General features: G+C 25.6%; 25 protein-coding genes, 2 tRNA genes and 1 other RNA gene. 16 read left to right on the forward strand and 12 right to left on the reverse strand.

The window, feature by feature from the left end; genetic code table 11:
- Positions 1 to 289: 289 nt before the first annotated feature.
- Together WC356_05365 and WC356_05370 are read right to left on the reverse strand one after the other, a co-directional pair.
- Positions 290 to 532 (reverse strand): pro-sigmaK processing inhibitor BofA family protein, encoded by a 243-nt coding sequence (locus WC356_05365; GenBank protein ID MFA5382575.1) that lies wholly within the window; start codon positions 530 to 532, stop codon positions 290 to 292.
- 24 nt (positions 533 to 556) lie between these two features.
- A tRNA-His gene (locus tag WC356_05370) sits at positions 557 to 686 on the reverse strand.
- A 17-nt stretch (positions 687 to 703) separates the two neighbouring features.
- Here WC356_05370 and WC356_05375 point away from each other — a divergent pair.
- Positions 704 to 880: a hypothetical protein gene (locus tag WC356_05375; GenBank protein MFA5382576.1), complete on the forward strand. Its 177-nt coding sequence runs from the start codon at positions 704 to 706 to the stop codon at positions 878 to 880.
- Between the two features lie 59 nt (positions 881 to 939).
- On the opposite strand, the gene WC356_05380 is transcribed toward WC356_05375, so the two are convergent.
- Positions 940 to 1446, reverse strand: coding sequence for a hypothetical protein (locus WC356_05380; GenBank protein ID MFA5382577.1), 507 nt, complete (start codon positions 1444 to 1446; stop codon positions 940 to 942).
- Between the two features lie 52 nt (positions 1447 to 1498).
- A complete protein-coding gene (topA, locus tag WC356_05385; protein ID MFA5382578.1) occupies positions 1499 to 3595 on the reverse strand; it encodes a DNA topoisomerase I in 2097 nt (698 codons plus the stop codon).
- 111 nt (positions 3596 to 3706) lie between these two features.
- Here topA and WC356_05390 point away from each other — a divergent pair, with 111 nt between their 5' ends.
- Genes WC356_05390 through truD form a run of 3 tightly spaced genes read left to right on the forward strand, consistent with a single transcriptional unit; the run spans position 3707 to position 6849 of the window.
- The gene (locus tag WC356_05390; protein MFA5382579.1) at positions 3707 to 4399 is read left to right on the forward strand and encodes a hypothetical protein; all 693 of its coding nucleotides are present in this window, start codon (positions 3707 to 3709) and stop codon (positions 4397 to 4399) included.
- A 43-nt stretch (positions 4400 to 4442) separates the two neighbouring features.
- Positions 4443 to 5618 (forward strand): hypothetical protein, encoded by a 1176-nt coding sequence (locus tag WC356_05395; GenBank protein MFA5382580.1) that lies wholly within the window; start codon positions 4443 to 4445, stop codon positions 5616 to 5618.
- A 37-nt stretch (positions 5619 to 5655) separates the two neighbouring features.
- A complete protein-coding gene (truD, locus tag WC356_05400) occupies positions 5656 to 6849 on the forward strand; it encodes a tRNA pseudouridine(13) synthase TruD (GenBank protein ID MFA5382581.1) in 1194 nt (397 codons plus the stop codon).
- Here the strand turns inward: truD and WC356_05405 are convergent.
- Positions 6791 to 7492, reverse strand: coding sequence for a hypothetical protein (locus WC356_05405; protein MFA5382582.1), 702 nt, complete (start codon positions 7490 to 7492; stop codon positions 6791 to 6793). The two genes, truD and WC356_05405, sit on opposite strands and share 59 nt — an antisense overlap.
- 101 nt (positions 7493 to 7593) lie before the next feature.
- Between WC356_05405 and ffs the strand changes: the two genes are divergently transcribed.
- The 11 genes from ffs (at position 7594) to WC356_05460 (ending at position 13541) form a co-directional block, all read left to right on the forward strand.
- Positions 7594 to 7856, forward strand: an RNA gene (gene ffs / locus WC356_05410) — signal recognition particle sRNA.
- Between the two features lie 52 nt (positions 7857 to 7908).
- Positions 7909 to 8058: transfer RNA gene (locus WC356_05415), tRNA-Ser, on the forward strand.
- Positions 8059 to 8124: 66 nt separating this feature from the next.
- Positions 8125 to 8523, forward strand: coding sequence for an ACT domain-containing protein (locus tag WC356_05420; GenBank protein MFA5382583.1), 399 nt, complete (start codon positions 8125 to 8127; stop codon positions 8521 to 8523).
- Between the two features lie 43 nt (positions 8524 to 8566).
- Positions 8567 to 9478 carry a hypothetical protein gene (locus WC356_05425; GenBank protein MFA5382584.1) on the forward strand — a complete coding sequence of 304 codons (912 nt, stop codon included), beginning with the start codon at positions 8567 to 8569 and terminating at the stop codon, positions 9476 to 9478.
- Between the two features lie 28 nt (positions 9479 to 9506).
- Positions 9507 to 10127 carry a histidine phosphatase family protein gene (locus tag WC356_05430; GenBank protein MFA5382585.1) on the forward strand — a complete coding sequence of 207 codons (621 nt, stop codon included), beginning with the start codon at positions 9507 to 9509 and terminating at the stop codon, positions 10125 to 10127.
- Between the two features lie 4 nt (positions 10128 to 10131).
- Positions 10132 to 10575: a hypothetical protein gene (locus tag WC356_05435; protein ID MFA5382586.1), complete on the forward strand. Its 444-nt coding sequence runs from the start codon at positions 10132 to 10134 to the stop codon at positions 10573 to 10575.
- Position 10576: 1 nt separating this feature from the next.
- Positions 10577 to 11323: a GTPase gene (locus tag WC356_05440; GenBank protein ID MFA5382587.1), complete on the forward strand. Its 747-nt coding sequence runs from the start codon at positions 10577 to 10579 to the stop codon at positions 11321 to 11323.
- Between the two features lie 91 nt (positions 11324 to 11414).
- On the forward strand, positions 11415 to 11630 hold the full coding sequence (locus WC356_05445) for a hypothetical protein (GenBank protein MFA5382588.1): 216 nt from the start codon (positions 11415 to 11417) through the stop codon (positions 11628 to 11630).
- Between the two features lie 42 nt (positions 11631 to 11672).
- Positions 11673 to 12098: a hypothetical protein gene (locus tag WC356_05450; GenBank protein MFA5382589.1), complete on the forward strand. Its 426-nt coding sequence runs from the start codon at positions 11673 to 11675 to the stop codon at positions 12096 to 12098.
- Positions 12099 to 12139: 41 nt separating this feature from the next.
- A complete protein-coding gene (locus tag WC356_05455; GenBank protein ID MFA5382590.1) occupies positions 12140 to 12691 on the forward strand; it encodes a hypothetical protein in 552 nt (183 codons plus the stop codon).
- A gap of 394 nt (positions 12692 to 13085) precedes the next feature.
- On the forward strand, positions 13086 to 13541 hold the full coding sequence (locus tag WC356_05460; protein MFA5382591.1) for a deoxyuridine 5'-triphosphate nucleotidohydrolase: 456 nt from the start codon (positions 13086 to 13088) through the stop codon (positions 13539 to 13541).
- 32 nt (positions 13542 to 13573) lie between these two features.
- Here the strand turns inward: WC356_05460 and WC356_05465 are convergent, their stop codons facing one another.
- Entirely contained in the window at positions 13574 to 14158 is a 585-nt protein-coding gene (locus WC356_05465; GenBank protein MFA5382592.1) for a MarC family protein, read from the reverse strand.
- 268 nt (positions 14159 to 14426) lie between these two features.
- Here WC356_05465 and WC356_05470 point away from each other — a divergent pair, with 268 nt between their 5' ends.
- A complete protein-coding gene (locus tag WC356_05470) occupies positions 14427 to 14774 on the forward strand; it encodes a hypothetical protein (protein ID MFA5382593.1) in 348 nt (115 codons plus the stop codon).
- A gap of 223 nt (positions 14775 to 14997) precedes the next feature.
- On the opposite strand, the gene WC356_05475 is transcribed toward WC356_05470, so the two are convergent.
- The 6 genes from WC356_05475 to WC356_05500 all read right to left on the reverse strand — a co-directional run bounded on the left by WC356_05475 (position 14998) and on the right by WC356_05500 (position 17117).
- Positions 14998 to 15552, reverse strand: coding sequence for a hypothetical protein (locus tag WC356_05475; GenBank protein MFA5382594.1), 555 nt, complete (start codon positions 15550 to 15552; stop codon positions 14998 to 15000).
- A 33-nt stretch (positions 15553 to 15585) separates the two neighbouring features.
- Complete coding sequence (locus WC356_05480) at positions 15586 to 15927, reverse strand: type II toxin-antitoxin system PemK/MazF family toxin (protein MFA5382595.1); 342 nt, start codon at positions 15925 to 15927, stop codon at positions 15586 to 15588.
- Positions 15928 to 15935: 8 nt separating this feature from the next.
- Positions 15936 to 16187 (reverse strand): hypothetical protein, encoded by a 252-nt coding sequence (locus tag WC356_05485; GenBank protein MFA5382596.1) that lies wholly within the window; start codon positions 16185 to 16187, stop codon positions 15936 to 15938.
- A gap of 136 nt (positions 16188 to 16323) precedes the next feature.
- The gene (locus tag WC356_05490) at positions 16324 to 16515 is read right to left on the reverse strand and encodes a hypothetical protein (GenBank protein MFA5382597.1); all 192 of its coding nucleotides are present in this window, start codon (positions 16513 to 16515) and stop codon (positions 16324 to 16326) included.
- An 11-nt stretch (positions 16516 to 16526) separates the two neighbouring features.
- On the reverse strand, positions 16527 to 16796 hold the full coding sequence (locus WC356_05495) for a hypothetical protein (protein ID MFA5382598.1): 270 nt from the start codon (positions 16794 to 16796) through the stop codon (positions 16527 to 16529).
- Between the two features lie 9 nt (positions 16797 to 16805).
- Positions 16806 to 17117: an MscL family protein gene (locus WC356_05500; GenBank protein MFA5382599.1), complete on the reverse strand. Its 312-nt coding sequence runs from the start codon at positions 17115 to 17117 to the stop codon at positions 16806 to 16808.
- Positions 17118 to 17193: the final 76 nt, after the last annotated feature.

Genomic DNA, 17193 nt, shown 5'->3' on the forward strand with positions numbered 1-17193 from the left:
TTAAGAAGTCTTTTACATGCTGACTTCTTAAAGATTTATATCTATATTTTGGACAAAACTCAAAATGGTACTGATTTAATCCAATGCAATGGTTTTTATTTGTAAAGTTTCCACTATTCATATGTATCTTCTCCAGCGACGATGTGTATGTACAAGCGCTTCGCGCTTGTGCGTCGCTAAGGAGTAAAAAACATTAAATATTAAAAATACTTTAGAAAAAGCGCAGGTTTTATCCAACAGATAAATCAGTTGGTTTTAACCTGCTAAAGATAGTTAATAAAATATAATTTTAGATAATTCCTAAAAAGGTAAGAATTCCTAGAATTCCTGTTCCTAAAATACCAAATACTATAGTAATTAAAAGAGTAACCCAGTTTATAGGAATTATAATTCCAAATATTCTAAATAATATAATAAATAAAAAACCTAATATTGTATTAGACATAAGTTTGAATATTAAATTCATACTAGTCTTTAATATGATAATAAGAAGAGCAATTGCAATTATTGAAATTAATATTAGATATATCATTTTATCTCCTTTTATATATTAAAGGACCGCGACCGGGAATCGAACCCGGGCCAAAGGATGACTGCAAGCCATTATTTGTATATTTTTCGCTAGCCTTTTAGACATACCGAAAAGGCTACCACAGTCCCGTATGCTACCTCTACACTATCGCGGTCATAGAATGGCTGCGATATGTTGCACAGCAACAGTATCGCGGTCAAGCGAAGCGCGAACGCGAGAATTGGCAAAGCCAATGTGATCGCGGTCAAGCGAAGCGCGAACGCGAGAATTGGCAAAGCCAATGTGATCGCGGTCAAGCAAATTATTACTGCAATATGTTGCAAAACAATAGTATTGCAATCATTTTAAATTTATCAATAAACTTTAATATTAAAAAATACAAAAAAAGTTAAGGACTTAGTCCTTTATTAATGTTTGTAAGCTAGTCCTATTAATCCCAAAACACCTGCAATTATTATTGTTGATAATCCACAGCCTTGTCCTTTAGAATCTTCAATTGCATTAACTGGTGCATATTTGTAATATTTATCTAATTCTTTATTTTCAATTTCTACTGTGGTTTCTGGTATAATTTCTTTCTCTAGTTCGTTTGTTGTTTCTTTAATTTCTTCTTTTACTTCTTCTTTTGGTTCTTCTTTAACTGTTGTTTTTACACATTCTCCATCTTCAGTATCTGAAGTGTCAGTAGTATAACCTGCTGGGCATCCGCATTTTACTGCATAATCATACCATTCTCCTGAACTACAGAATTTACCTGCTAAGGAAGGGTCTTTATCAGTATCTGCACAGTTTCCTGTAAAATATTTATATCCACTATCATCTCCTTCACAGCATAAGTCTCCTTTACATTCTGCTGCATAAGAAAAAGATATCATAATTCCCAATATTAATAATATACTCATTATTTTATTCATATCTTTTCACCTTGGTTTTTTGGTCGTATATTAATTTAATAAGATAACATATTTATTTCTTTTGTTTTTTAGAAATAGTTTTAGAAACTGTTTTTTTAGCAATTGTTGAATTAGAAACTGTTTTTTTAGCAATTGGTTTTTTGTATTTTCCCCAATCTTTTTTAGTTTCGCAATTAACATCTAAACACATTTCAAAAGGTTTTTTCCCTTTTCTTATTACTTTAACAATTGGAGTATGGCATTTTTCACAAATTTTATTTGTTGCTTCAATTAATGAATTTTGAGGTAATGGATAACTAACATTACATTTTGGATAGTTTTTACATCCAACAAATTGTTTGCCTGTTGAATTTGATTTTATTGCAATTAAATCTTCATCACATGAAGGGCATTTACCTATTACATTTTGATTGCTAATTTTAAAATTTTCAGCTAAAGATTTACCAATTGTATCTTCTTTTTCTTTAAACTTATCTAAAATTTTTATTAAAGTTTCTTTACCTTCTTCAATTACAGAATATTCCGCAATTTTTCCTTCTTGTATTTTTTCCATTTCAGATTCAAAATGTTCAGTTAATTTTTCATCTAAAATTTCATCGCAATTTTTAGTTAAGACTTCATAAACTGACATTCCAAATGGGGTAACTTCAATACTTTTTCCATCTACATACCCTCTTTTATAAAGTGTTTCAATAATAGTTGATCTTGTTGCTTTTGTTCCTAAATTCTTTTTTTCTAATGTTGATACAATAGATGAAGGAGTATATCTATTTGGGGGTTTTGTTTCTTTTTTATCACTTCCAAATTTAGCATCAAATTCTTCACCTTTTTTAAATTCAGGTAAGGTAAGTTCTTGTAGTCTTAAATATGGTTCATAAATTTCAAACCAACCTTTTTCAATAGTTCTTCTGCCATTTATTTTATATTCTTCTTTATTTGTTTCGATCCTAATTTCTTGATTTTCTCTTAATGCATCTTCTCCAAAACAAGATAAATATCTTCTTACAATTAAATCATATAATTTCATTTCATTTGTGCCTATTTGGGATAAAGTTCCAAGAGGATGTATAGCAGGATGTGCTGGATCTGATTTTGTACCTTCAAATGGTTTTGTTTTAGTTACTGCTTTTTTTATTACTTCTTTATATTTTGGAAGTTTTGATAATTTTTCAATTATTCCTTTATGATCTAATGAATCTGGTAATTTTTGTGATGATGTTCTTGGATATGAAATCATTGATGCTTCGTATAATGTTTGAGACATTTGTAATACTTGAGAAGGCTGGAATTTGAAAATTTTATATGCTTCAACTTGTAATGAAGTTAAATCAAAAGGAGGGTATGGTTTTTCTTTAAATTCTTTTCTAATCATTTTTGATACTTTTACTGGACTTTTTGAATTTTCTAATGCTTTTTTCATTTCATCTTCTTTTTCAAATTTATTTTTTACATGCATAAAAATTAAATTTTTTGCTTTAGCCCATAAATCCCAATAAGGTTCTGGTTTAAATTCTTTTATTTTTCTCTCTCTTCTTGCTAAAATAGCTAAAGCAGGTCCTTGAACTCTACCTATACTCATTACTTTGTATACATTATTCTTTCTTATTGCCCCCATTAATGCCCTAGATAAATTAATACCATAATACCAATCTAAAATATGTCTTGATTCACCTGCATAAGCATTCATATAATCTAAATCTGTCATTTTTTCGTATGCAGTGATAAGGTCTTTTTTTGTTAATGCAGAAAATTTCATTCTTTTTCCTTTTTCTGAATTACACGCGAATCTAATTACATTATATGCTATAAGGGATCCTTCTAAATCATAATCGCATGCACTTATAAATTCATCTGCGTTTTTAGCTAATTCTTCAATAGTTAGTACATATGCTTTTGTATATGCTGCATCTCTATTTACTTTATATGAGGGTTTCCATTTAATATCAAAAACAGGATATCCCTTTGTTGGATGTTCTTGTTGTAAGGTATACACATGTCCTACTGCAGAAACTATAGTGATGTCTTCTCCTTCTCTATTTATTTCATAATAATTAATACCATTAATTCTTTTAGCTAATACTTTATCTTCTGCAAGAGCATTAGCCATTAAATTAGCAACCTTTGGTTTTTCACAAATAATTAATTTCATTGTGGGATTTATTAGAAAGCAAAGAATAAAAACCTTTATAAACACAAAGAAATAATATAAATAACAGAATTTAATACTATTTAATTAATATTAAGTAAAAGGTGATTAAGCATGTCTGAAAGATTAAAGTATAATAATTATGATAAATACGCAAGGATAGTAGAAGAAGAATTAAAAAATAAAAAAACAGAATATGCATTTAAAAATTGGATATTCAGATTAACAAAGGGATTAAACCATACTTATCATCCAAATGATTTAATGAAATTATTTATTATAGCAACAGATGCAAATATTTCTTTTCCAAAAGAAAAAAGAGAGATAACCAGGTTAGCAATGAGTAAATTAATTGAATGGGTAACACAAAATCCTGTTGAAGATAAAAATTTTGTTAAATTATGTATAAAATATGTGGTTACTCACCCAAGAATAGATTCTCAAACTATTATTGGTTTAATTAAAATAATTGAGATTATGAGTATAGATATTGCTGATGAAGAATGGCTTAGAATAATCTCATTAAGAGTTGGTACATGGAAAGATGAAAATGGAGAAAAAATTGGAGATTTAGTAGATAAAATTATTGAAAAAGAGAAAAATATAGGTAAAAAAGAACAAATTAAAAAATTAACACAAGTTTTAAATAACATAGTTGATATAACAGATACAGATCAAAGAGAATTAACTATATCTGATCTCATTAGATTAACAGAAAAAAGAACAGGAAATAATAAATGGATTATTAATAGTGAAACTGATTCTAAAGAATCAAAAAATAACAGAAATATAAAATTGAATATTTAAAATTAAATTAAGATTATAGTATATAAAAAAAGAGGTGAAAATTATGAGTTTAGATTATAGAGTATTAACTGAAGAAACAAGGAAGTTCATTCCCCCAATACAAGAATTACCTGAAATACTAAACTCATTTGGTCGTTTTCAATCAAAAACAGATAATATTGAAATTAAAAAATATTTTTCTCAAATACCTATTCAAAATCTTCAAAAAATTTTTGAATTTAAAAAAAGAAAAGGTATGAATATAGATAATGATTGTTTGCATTTTGAAATTTTTTTAAATGAGTATTTTAATAATCTACCTTTAGAGCAAGAAAAGATGATAGATGGAGAAGTATTTAGTTTAGAAGATGACACAGAATTTTTTATCAATATAGATTTTAATAAATTATTAATTAAATTTTTAGACGAATATCCTGCAAGTAAATTTGAAAAGGAGATAGAAGCATTATTTTTGATTGATTTAAATATTAAATCTGGGATAAAATTAATTTCTAAATTTTTGAATCATAATGATTTTGCAGTATCTGAACAAGCATTCAAACTTTTAAAAGAACAAATAAAAGAAAATAAAGAAGAAACTATAAAAAATATATATTTATTTTTAAATAATAAATGTTCATTAGAAGAAGCGGACCAATTTTATAAATTTATTCGTGAAGACCCAGAGTTATTCAATAATTTATATTTAGATAAACTAGCCTCAATTAGATTGATATTTAAAGGACTTGAAGATAAAAATAATGAATTTTCTGAAAGAGCAAGAAAAATTTTAGATAAAATAAAAGAAAACCCATATTTTTTGACACAATTTGAAAATTATTTAAATAATTTTTCATCTCCCGAAGACATAGCAATAATTTATTCTTGGTATATAAAATATAATCCAGAATTAAAAAATATTAATATAAATTATTATGGTGGATTAAAACTGGTATTAATTGCTTGTTCGGATTCAAATAGAGAGATTAGTAGGAATGCATTTAAAATATTAGAGGAATATTTAAAGGAAAATAAAAATGTATCTAATATATTAGATTATTTTATTTCTGCTTATGCAAGCGAAGAAGAATTAACTAGTGTAATATTTTTATGTTTGAAAAACAAATATATTTTTAATCAAAATGAAATTGATAAATTGTTTAAAATTGGTAAAAAATTCATAATTTTTAATAATTTGATTAAAAAATGTATTTTTATATCTAATAAGAGGTATAAGTAAGCAAGGATTTAATTAATCTTCTTTTTTTATTATATATGTGGAACTAGAGCATAATCTATTAAGAATAAAAGGACAAATGAAACAAGAGCCTGAAGATTTTATAGTAGAAGAAATAATGCAAAATGGAATTATCTTAGAAATAGATAAAAAAATAGAAAAACCAGATACGCAAGGAAAATTTCTTTATTTTATTTTACAAAAAAAACAATGGACAACAGAAGGAGCTATTTCAAGAATTGCAAAAGGATTACATGCTAAAGATAAAAGATTTAATTGGGCTGGAACAAAAGATAAACAAGCAATTACTACACAATTAGTTTCTGGTTTTGCAATAAATAAAAAAGCTCTTCAGAATTTAAAATTAAAAGATATTCAAATAAATGGAATGTGGTATGAAGATAAAAAAGTACAATTAGGAGATTTAATAGGTAATAGATTTAAAATAAAAATAACTAATCTTGATGATAAAAAAGCAGAAGAAAAAATTAATAATATAAATAACGAATTAAATGGAAAATTTGTTAATTATTTTGGGGACCAAAGATTTGGAACCGTTAGACAGAATACCCATAAAATTGGTGAATATATCATAAAAGAAGACTATGGGTCAGCAATAAAAGAATTTTTATTAAATACAGAAGGGGAAAATAATGAAGAAGCAAAACAAGCTAGAATTAATCTTGCTGAAACATTGAATTATAAAAGAGCTTTAGAGGAATTTCCAAGATATTTAAGATTAGAGAGAAATATTATTGAATGGTTAGAAAAATATCCAAATGATTATGTTGGGGCTTTAAGAAAAATTCCAAGAGGAATTTCATTACTATTTATGCATGCATTTCAATCATATTTATTTAATTTAGAATTAAGTGAAAGAGTTAAAAATAAAGATTATGAAGCAAAAGAAAATGAATATTATTGTGGTTTAAATTCATATGGTTTTCCAGAAATTGAACATAAAATACAAAATTCTACAGACGGAATTTTATGTTCAAATATTATAGGTTATGAAACAAAAACAAATGAAATAGAAGATAAATTATTAAATCAGTTTAATATTACCACAGAAAATTTTAGATTAAAAAAGTTTCAAGAATTAAGTTCAAAAGGAACTTTTAGACCTTTTTTTACAACTTATAAAGATTTTGAATTTTCAAATTCTGTTTTTAATTTTACTGTTCCTTCTGGCTGTTATGCAACTGTTCTTTTGGAACGATTTTTATTAAAATAGTATCTTTATTTCCCCAAAATATTTGTTCAATAGATTTAATAAGTTTACATAAAGTATTTGTATATGTTGTTTCCATAAATAGTTGTAATAATAGAGGGGAAAATCGAGCGTGTGGATGTTCTATTGCAGATAAATTTTGATAATCTGCTACTTGTTCAAATGAAAATTTTATTGTTATAAATTCGAAATCATTTTCTAATTTATTTTCAAAAAAACTAGTTTCAAAAATATCATCTCTTTCTAAAAAAGGATAATTATCTATTTTAAATGCATTTATTAAAGTTGAAACTAATTGAACTGCTTGTAAATATTCTGGTTGAATTCTTAAATTAATTATTCCATCTGTTATTTTAGCAATTTTATTTCCATCAGAGCATAAATTAATTTTTTCAATATTTGGAGCATTGAAATATTCTGTTTGAACACCTTCTAAAGCATTTAAAGAAAATATTAGATCTAAAAATAATCCCTCCCCATTTGTTCCTTTTAATAATTCTTCCAAAGGAAGTTGGAAAATTGGTTTTTTTGGATATTTAGATAATCCAACAAAAGATAATGGATGAATTCCTTTTTCAAAAATAAGTCTGTTGTCTGCATCTTTTTTTGGTACTCTCATAATTTTTGTTCCTATTTGTATTTCCATAGTTTTTTTGTGGTTTTCGGAGTTTATAAATGTTTTCTTTTCCCTTCTTAAAAAAATTAAGGTTTAGCAAACATATTTAAATGGAAATATATCAATATTTAATGGGAGATAGGTTGGGGGCTAGGGGTCCCTGTCCGCAAATCCCCTTTGGCGGAACCGAAATCCGGTTGCGTTGTGTAAAATTTGTTTAGGCCTAGATCGAAAGCGTCGAAGGTCTGCCTTGATGGATGGTTTGACTTGTGAAACTGGTCAGGCCGGAAGGAGCAGCCATAAACATTTCAATCCATGCTATTAAGTCTACAGGCTGGAGCCTAGATTTAGGGCACCTAACAGGTTTTATTCAGCTATTCCGGGCTTCTCCCATCCTTTTAAATATTTTAGCATAGCTAAAAGTATGGCTAGGTAAAATTTATTTTGTCGAGGTCGCCTAGCCTGGTAGGGCGCTAGCCTGCTAAGCTAGTGTGCTACGCACACGTGGGTTCAAATAAATCTACCTTTTTCCTTTTAGGAAAAAGTGACCTTTACCCCAAAAAGAAAATGGAGTAATGAAAATCCCACCCTCGACGCTTTACATATTATTATAAGCTTTAGTTTCTTACTATTTATATTAAATTATTTGGGGGTGTGTAAACATGAAACAAATAACTATTTTTTCTGAGAATAAAACAGAGGTTCTCGCAGATATATGTGCTTTATTAGGTAATTCTGGAGTGAATATTGAATCAATTTCTGCCCAAGGAGAATTAAATAAAGGAGTAATTAGAATTATTACTACAGACCCAAAAACAGCAGAAAAAGTATTAAGCCAAAAAGGATATAAGACATTTATAGGAGATATCTTGATTCTAAATTTAGATGATAAACCAGGTGAATTAGCTAAGGTGATAAAAACTTTATCTAAAGAAGGAATTGATTTAGAAACATTATATTTATTGTCTAAAGAAAAAGGAATCACCCATATCGCAGTAAGACCTATAGGAGATATAGAAAAAGCAAAATTAGCTATAAAATCTTATTTAATTATAGATTAATTTTTATCAAAACCTTTTTATATTCTTTTTTTGAGAGTATATTATGAATAAAGAAAAATTAAAAAAAATAATAAAAGAATCTACATTTCCAATTAAAGCAAAAGATGAACTAAATCAATTAGTTGATGAAAAAAAAGCAAAAGCAAAAATTGAATTTAGTACCTTAACAGAATTAGAAAAAAATAAATCATCAATATTAAAATTTTTAGATGAACTTAAAAATGAAGGGCTAGTTTTTAAACATGAAATTACAGGAAAATCAGTTATTATATATTTGTTATATCAAGAATTTGAATTAAAAGAAGTAAATCCCTTGGGTGGTGAAAAACCCCCAAAAAAAGAAAATGTGGACCCAAAAGCAAAATTTAAAAAAATGTTTTTAAAAATAAAATTAAAACTTTCTAAAGTTGATAATAAACCTGTTTTTAATTTATTTGGTGGATATTTTAAATTCTATACGTATTTAAGAACTAATTTTATAGAGAAATTAATAGAATTACACCCAAATGAAGAAGAATTTGAAAGAATTTTAGATATAATTATAAAACAGGCTTTAGAGTTAAATAACAAAGAGAAAGTAGATGAATTATTTAAGGGGTCTTTATTGCAATTTATTGCAGATAAAGATAATAATTTTAGAAAAAATATATTTATGTCGGCTAAAAAAGAATTATTTTTTAGATTAGATTCAAGAAAAAATGAATTTTCAAAAAAAGATGCAGAAGAAACAGCAAATTTATTTGAAGAAATTTTTATTAATTCTTTAAAAAATTTATATGGAGATCAAGAAAAATTATTAATAGCAGTTCTAGAAGCAGTAGATAAAGTATCAGATTCAATTAATCCTAAGCAAGCAGAAAATTATATTAAAAATATATTCCCAAAAATTGTATCTTCTGCGTTAAAAAAAACTGATCCGTTAGGAGAGATAAAAAGTAAAATCGAAGCGTTATAATTAAAAATACAGATTACTTAAAGTATATATGATAATTTATCTTATTAATTCAGCAGAATCAGAATTTGATAAAAAAAATATTATAACTGGAAGTCAAGATGTTGCATTAAGTGAAAAAGGTAAAAAACAAGCAGAAAATCTAGGTGAATTTTTTAAAGATAAAAATATTTCTATGATTTTTACTAGTGAGTTAAAAAGGAGTAAAGATACTGCTAAAATAATTTTAAAATATTTAAAGAAGAAACCAAAAGTATCAAAAATACAAAATTTTAATGAAAGAAAATATGGATTATTTGAAGCAAAAAGATGGGATGTAATTTCAGCATTTTATAAAGAACATTTACATAAATCAGAAGGAAAATTATTTAAAGTCATTTTAGAAGCAAAAGGAGGAGAATCTTGGCAAGATTTAATACTTAGAGTTGTAGAAGGTATCAATGATATAACAGAAGAAATTGACAAGAGAAAGGCTGTTTTAATTATTGGACATCTTGATGTTAATCGAGTTATTTTAAGATATACAGGAAATATGAATGAAGATGAAATGTTTAATATATGGCAGACTCCTGCATGTATCAATATTATAAAATATGAAAAAGAAGAATTTAATATTCAAATTGTAAATTATATATTAAGTAAAAACAGGTGATATTATGGAAGAAAAAGCCGAACCCTTGAGAATTTATAAAGCAAATAAAAGTAATACCGGATCTGCTTTACAATTAGATTTTAATGTTCTAAAAAAAGCAATTTTTTTAGATTGTGCAAAACAAAAAACAGAAAAAAATTTTGATTGGGAAAACAAATTAACTATCAAATTATCTGTTCAAGATGTATCAAAACTTTTATGTGTATTAGAGAATAAACTTGATACAATAAAATTGTTTCATCAGCCTTCAAAAGGGGATTATGAAAGTTCAAAGGATATTAAAAATAATGTATTGGAAATAAACAAATCACAATACGGGTATTCAATTAGAATTAGCAGACAAGAAGAAAAAGGAGTTGGAGCTATAAATATTACAATTAGTGAAGATGAAAATATTTTAATTAAAATTTTATTAAAAAAAGCAATAGAAAAGATATATAGATGGTAAAATGGCAAGAAAAACAATGAGAAATCCTTTTGGAAGAATAAAATGGATAATAAAAGAGTCTGATGCAATTGTAGAAGTAGTTGATGCACGAGATGTTGAAGGAACAAGAAATCAAGCAATAGAAAAATTAGCAAGAGGAAAGAGATTAATTATTGCAATTAATAAATCTGATTTAATAACTACAAAACCAGAATTAAAAACAAGATTAGATTATCTTTTTTTGAGTTCAAAAAAGAAATATGGTAAAAATAAACTTCTTGATCTGATTACTAAAAATACTAGGAAAGATCAATTAAAAGTTGGTATTTTAGGTTATCCAGATGTGGGAAAATCTTCATTAATTAATTATTTAGTTGGAAGAAAAGCAGTAAAAATAGGTCCAACTCCAGGTGTTACAAAAGGAAAACAATATATACGAATTAATGAAAGATTATTGCTTATAGATTCACCAGGAGTATATCCAAGAAAAGAAGGGCGAACTTCATTAGTTATGAAATCTGCTGTTGACGTAGATAAAGTAGATAATCCAGAAGAAATAGCAATAAGAATAATAAAACAATTTATAGCAAAAAAAGAAAAAAAATTCTTTAAATATTTTGATATTTCAATTACAGATGATCCAGAGTATGCATTAAAGCAAATAGCAAAAAGAAGAAGATTACTTTTAAAAGATGGTGAATTAAATATTTATGAAGCTTCAAAGATTTTAATAAGAGAATATCAAAAAGGAAATATTTTTTTAAGATGATTTTTTAATTTTAGATTTACTTACTAAATAGTTTTTTGGTTAAATCAAACATAAAGATAAGTTTAAAAATCTCTCTTTTATTTAATATAATATGGAAGAAGAAGTTATATCAAATAAACCAATAAACGTAAAAAAAGGATATATGTATTATGTGGATGCTAAAGGTTTTCTTCATGAAGCAATTCCTGGAGATGAAACTACTGATAAAAAAATAGATTTTCCTCCTGTTAGAAAACAAAAAGGGTATATGTATTACGTAAATCTCAAAGGAGATGTTTGCAGAAGAAAACCCTTAAAAGGCAGATAAAAATAAATAAATGGTTTTAAATATTTAGTTTCTTATTTTATTATGGATTTTAAAGAATTATTACCTAAGCTTGTTAAAGTTGAAACATTAGAAGATCAATTTTTAAAAGAATTAGAAAAATGTAAAAATAACAAAGAAGTTTCCATAGTTTTTATACCTATAGATAATGAATTTAAAATAGCTTTTTATGATAGTAAATCAAAAGAAGAAATCACTAATTATATTATTAGTATAGACAAATTAAGTGCTTTATATACAAAAATAAAAGGTAAATTTGATATAAATTTAGGAGGAATTTTTGCAGTTCAAATAAATAATGAACTTTTAAAAAATATAAGTAAAAATGATCAAAGAATAAGTATCGAATTAATTAATAAAAAAGCAAAATCTCACTTGGGCGATTTTGAAATAGTCATGATAAATGAACCAAAAAAGATTTCTGATGATAAAATTGCTTTAAGAGAGTAGTTCATAAAAATCTTTTTATATGTTCCCTATTTAATTTACTTATGTATTTTAATGAGATTATAAATTTAAACAAAGGTATTTTATCATATAAACAACTGTTATTTGAGATATTATTTTTTTCAATTTTATGTATTATACTACCTTCTGTTTTTGTTCATCCTCAATGGGTGGTTGGAACATTAGTTAATGCCATTTTATTTAGAGTAGCAATAACTCAAAAAGGTTGGAAATTTATTTTACCAATAGTTGTTTTACCTAGTATTGGAGCAATTTTTTCAGGTATTATTTTTGGAACTCCTATATTAATTTTATTTATTTTTGCACCTTTAATTTGGTTAGGTAATTTTTCATATATTTTAATAAATAAATTTTGCATTTTTAAGAAAAGATTAAATTTAGGAGTAAGTTTATTGTTATCTTCTATAACTAAGTTTATAATATTATTTTTAAGTGCCTTTATTGCTGTTTATTTGTTTAATTTTCCTGATATTTTATTAACAACTATGGGTTTAATTCAGATATTAACCGCTATTTTTGGCGGTTTATTAGCTGTTTCATATCAAGAATTAGAGAATATTTACAAAACATATTAAAAAAAGAAAAAGAAGAAGAAAATGTTATATTAAGATTAAAACGGCATTTATTTTTTTGGTTTTGCTTTTTTTGCTGCCATTTAAATTCCTCCTTTTGATATTTGCAATCTAGTTGCATATTATTCACAACTATATAATTTAAAAATCAATCTTGTATTATATAAAAATAGAGGTTTTTTAGACATTAAATTATTAAAAACCACTTTTATTAAAGATAAAAAGTTTTAGTAAAACTAAAAAAGTATTTTAATTTAAGAGTTATATTGATTTATTTAGCTGAGTAATAAATAATTATAAAAATACTTTTAGAAAAACTAATATTCTTTTTTCTTTTTTAAAATAAGTAATATATATATATTTAAAGGTTTAAATTAAATTTATTTCAGGTGGTGATATGATTATTGTTCCTAATTTAAATTTACCTGAGATTCAAGTTCAACAAGCAGGTGTTGATTTAACTTTAGATAAAATTTTTGAGTTTACTTCAAAAGGACAAATAGATTATGATAATTCAAATAGAAAGATAGCAGATACTAAAGAATTAGAATTTGAAGATGAAATTTTCTTAAAACCAGGAGCATATAAAGTTCAATTATCTGAATTTATAAAGATTCCTGAAGATTGTTTAGGTATATGTTTACCTAGGTCTACTTTACTTAGATGTGGCGCTACAATACATACTGCATTCTGGGATCCTGGTTATGAAGGTAAAAGTGAGATATTATTAGTTGTTTATAATCCAGAAGGATTAATTCTTAAAAAGAAAGCAAGAATAGCGCAAATGACTTTTGCTAAAGTAGAAGATGCTAAAGGGCCTTATAAAGGCGCGTATTATAAAGAAAACCTTTAGGAAAAAGAGTTTTAGCAAAACTAAAAGAGTATTTATATACCTAATCCTGCCCTAATAAATGTTACTCCCCAAGCTAAGGTAACTAATCCTAAAATTGTTGATAATATTTGAATTGTTGTCGGTCCTGTTATTTTTTTTAATTTAGAAGATAAAAGTAGAATAATAGCAGAGATTAAAAAAACTATTAATAAAGCAATACCAGTGCTTATCATTCCATATTCTTCAGATGAAATAATAATTGCTGTTATTGTAGCTGGACCTGTTAATAAAGGGGTTGCAATAAGACAAGCAATAGCATTAACAGACTCTTTTTTATTTAAATGGGAATCAGTTAGTGAATAACCTAAGGCCATTTTAATTCCTAATAAGGATAAAATTATTCCTCCGGCGACTTTGAAGTTTTCAATACTCGTATCTAATAAATTCAAAATATTTTGACCAAATATTAAAACTATAAAAGAAATTAATAAAGCAATCAATACTGCTAATACTGCTGCTCTGTTTCTTTCAGAATTATTCATTTTTTCTGTTGCAGTCAAAAATATAACAAAACTAGCAAATGGATCAATAATTACAAAGAATAAAATTATTAATTGTAATAAATGTATATAAATCATAATAATAGATATTAAAGTAAGATTTAAAACTTAATCTATAATTTATACTTTTTAAATTATCAAAAAGTGTATTTTATCAATAATTAAAATACTTTTAGAAAAACTAATACTCTTTTTCTTTTTAAGTTATTGTGTCTTAATACAACGTCAGTAAAATTTATGCTTTTATATATTTTATGCGTAAAGGCTAGATATTGTTTTAAATATTTTTATTTTTGATTAACATAGTTTTAAAAAAAGTTGTAATTAAAATAAAGTTGGTGATTTTATGGAATTTAAAAGTAATTTAGTAAAACAAAAATTAGAAAATATAGGTATTTCAGATGATTTAATAAAAAATTTAATTCGTGTTGATGGAATTAATGGATTTTTTAGATTTTTATATTTTGAAAAAAATGTTAAAGATTTAGATTCTTTAATAAAAATTAGAGATTATTTATATCAAGCAGAAATATTAGAAATTAAAAATAAAGGTAGATATATTTTAGAAGGATCTAAATTCAATATTGAAAAATACTTTGAAGAATTACAAAGAATAGAAAGTTTAAGAGCAACAGAGGGATTTATTAATGCTGGTAATTCTGGTACATTTAATGCAGGATTTACTTTAGGTTAAAAACCGCATAATGATAAACTACTGCGCTTTTCAAGAACCATAACAGTAAACTCATATTAATTCCAAAAACTGAATTTTTTATGTTTGGTTTACTGTAATGATGATATATAACAAAAGTGTGCCTCATAAGCCCGCCAAACAGGCGAATCCATATCAAAGTATGGGTTTTTGCATTGTTTGGCTATTGTTCAGTGTACCATTATGCGGTGTTAAAAGTTAGGGTTTACCGTGTAAGTGTTTTATTGGTTTCTTTAAAATCTCCTTTTTCCAACCTATTTTCAACACTTATCCCTTCCTTTTTGTAATGATTAATAAGTTTTTCAAATTCGACATAATCGATCTTTTGATGTTTTGATAGCCTTTCACCATCAAACAAAAAATTACTTTTGTAGGGTAAAGGGATATAAAAAATGCTTTTCATATTATTGATGTTTGTAAATTCTAATTTAACACAATCGTAAAAACCAAACCAAAATTCCCAAATTATTCTTTTTTTGAATGTAAGAAAAAATTTATTTTTTGCTTTGCTAACCTTAATCTCAACAAGTTTGGAATCTGAAATCACATCTGCTAAATTAATTGGCAGATATGTTCCAGCATATATCAAATACACGACAATTAAAATAATTCCTGGGGCTAGAACAATTTCTCTCCAATCATATGCTTCCGAATGCAAAAATAAAAAAATTAATAAAAATATAAAACCAATAACATACAATTTAGCAAACCAACTTGTAAGGTGACGATCAACTTTCACTTGCTTAGTCATATTTTCCATTTCTAAAACCTTTTTAGTTTTTCTAAAAGATTATTAAATTTTGACAAGAACTTCATTATTGAATTTGTTTATAATTTTTTTAAATGTTTCAGGTTTTAATACCATGATTTTTTTTGATATTAATGAATTATGTGCACGGAATAGATTGTTATATTGGACTGCGCTTTTGTCTCCAAATAAAGAGCCTTCTTTAAGGTCCGAATCTGATATTATCACTGAATAATCAAGTTCAAGATTCGTACTAAGCGCCATCATAATAACAGTTTCTGTTTTTTGATTATGTTTTTCTGTTGAAATTATTAAACCAGGTCTTTTCTTTGACCCTGAAAGATCAGAAAAAGGAAAATTTAGAATGTATATTTCACCAGGTTTCATAATATCCCTCAATAATATCTTGACCAAAACTTTTCTTCCTTTTCATTGTCCCATATTTTTTTTAATGAGTGTTCTGATGCATTCATTGTAAATTTTAAATCTTCATTTATTTCTTTATGTCTATTTTTTTTCTTTTCTTCAAAATATTGGGTTAAAGCAACTCTAATAATTTCGGCTTTAGAAGTTGCATACCCTTCTTCAATATATTGCTCAACAAAACGTTCTAATTGGCCTCTTAAATTAACATTTACTATAGTCATATGTTCACCTTCTATTAAATATATGCACAAAAAATATATAAATATTGTGTGGTTCAAGTTTTTAAAATTGTTTCTTTCTAAAACCTTTTTAGTTTTTCTAAAAGATTATCTCTTTTAATTAAAAAAAATAAAAAAATTATTTTTTAAAAAATTTATACATGGGTCTTATAGCAAGTACCAAAGCTGCAATAAGATATATATACCAATTTAAGGATAATATTTGAGGTATTAAACTAGCAATAAATAAAGTACCAAAAAACACCGCTAGTTTTGTTAAACCTATATCCCAAATATCCATTTTTTTATTCCATAATTCAATTAATTTCATAATATCCCTCTTTAAAATTTATTATTTGTTGCAGATTTAAAGAATCCTGCTATAAATCCAAGCATTGCACCAATTGCTATTAAATCTGGATTTGATATATCAAATATTTGCATAAATCCTTTAATTACTAATGAATTTAAGATGGGAATTATACTTATAATTGCTCCACTAATTGCACCCATAATCGCTCCAATACCTGCAAATAAAAATATTGCTAATATCCCAATTAAAATACCAAATATACTTCCCAATGCTAAATCCCAATTTTTTAAAAAATCCATTTATATCACCTATTTTTTACCAACTTTTTCTTCTTTCATTACATATTTAGCAATCATAAATACAACTAATGCTAATATTATGAAATTAATTATAGCAAATAAGAAATGCCCCCCTGCGATATTAACTGGCCCTAATGCAAATGTTGCTGTTTGCCAATTTCCCCCTGTAGAAGATAATAAAGGATTTGCAATAGGCATAATAATATCAGAAACTAATGCTTGAACTAATGCTGTTGCTGCACCTGCCATAATAAAAGCTACTGCAACTCCCAAGACTTTATATTCATTTAAAAATTCTTTAAATTCTTGAACTAATCCCATTTACATCACCACATACTACTAATTTAGATAAGTATTTAAAGTTTGAGTTTAATTTAAAATTTAATCATCTTTTTAA

The organism is Candidatus Micrarchaeia archaeon, from assembly GCA_041653315.1.
Classification (GTDB): Archaea; Micrarchaeota; Micrarchaeia; order Anstonellales; family JAHKLY01; genus JAHKLY01.